The sequence below is a fragment of the Paenibacillus sp. 01L418 genome (genome assembly GCF_056400045.1).
Window position 1 is genome coordinate 1 of sequence record NZ_JBFTSN010000790.1, and the last position, 1101, is coordinate 1101.

3 rRNA genes are annotated in these 1101 nt (G+C 49.6%); all 3 read right to left on the reverse strand.

The annotated features are described in order from the left end of the window. Nucleotides 1–349, reverse strand: a 23S ribosomal RNA gene (locus AC1DSE_RS35655); the annotation flags it as partial. Nucleotides 350–588: 239 nt separating this feature from the next. After that, nucleotides 589–705 (reverse strand): 5S ribosomal RNA (gene rrf / locus AC1DSE_RS35660). Between the two features lie 173 nt (nt 706–878). Next, nucleotides 879–1101 (reverse strand): 16S ribosomal RNA (locus tag AC1DSE_RS35665); the annotation flags it as partial.

A 1101-nucleotide genomic window follows, 5' to 3' on the forward strand; every position in this document is an offset into this window, starting at 1 on the left:
ACCTCTTCGCCTACCAAACACTTTTGTAACTCCATGTGAGACGTCCTACAACCCCAAGAAGCAAGCTCCTTGGTTTGGGCTAATCCGCGTTCGCTCGCCGCTACTGACGGAATCACTATTGTTTTCTCTTCCTCAGGGTACTTAGATGTTTCAGTTCCCCTGGTATGCCTCTACCCAACCTATGTATTCAGTTGAGAGTAACTGTCCATTACGACAGCTGGGTTTCCCCATTCGGAAATCCTCGGATCAATGCCTGCTTACGGCTCCCCGGGGCGGTATCGTTGTTCGCCACGTCCTTCTTCGGCTCCTGGTGCCTAGGCATCCTCCGTGCGCTCTTACTAGCTTAACCAAYTGCTCGTGGTGATTTCGATTGATCCGTCRTTGAAGCCTTATTTCTTTGATTAATARCCTCTTTAGAGGTAGAAATAACGTCTTCAAAAGCCGTCTTCAATTCGAAACACCTCTCGCTTACGTAAAAACAACTAAAGGATGTTTCAGCAATTCTTTTCTTTCGTTATCCAGTTTTCAAGGTGCAARRTAAATCACAGACAACCTTGCGGTTGCTGTTAGGTGTAAAACATAACACCTGCTTGGCGACGTCCTACTCTCCCAAGACCCTGCGGTCTAAGTACCATCGGCGCTGAAGGGCTTAACGGTCRTGTTCGGTATGGGAACGCGTGGTTCACCTCCGCCATCGCCACCAAACGGATGACTTGACTTATGAAAGTTGTTTTCCGGGGTCCCCGAAAAGTAATCGGTATAAGCTACAAAGCTTATCTTCACTTTTTGGGGTGCGGTTACTCTTTCAAAACTGACAACGAGTAAGCGATAAACTGCCAAGTTTATCCGAACCTCATCGGGTCCGGGTATTTCCTTAGAAAGGAGGTGATCCAGCCGCACCTTCCGATACGGCTACCTTGTTACGACTTCACCCCAATCATCTACCCCACCTTCGACGGCTAGCTCCCTTGCGGGTTACCCCACCGGCTTCGGGTGTTGTAAACTCTCGTGGTGTGACGGGCGGTGTGTACAAGACCCGGGAACGTATTCACCGCGGCATGCTGATCCGCGATTACTAGCAATTCCGACTTCATGCAGGCG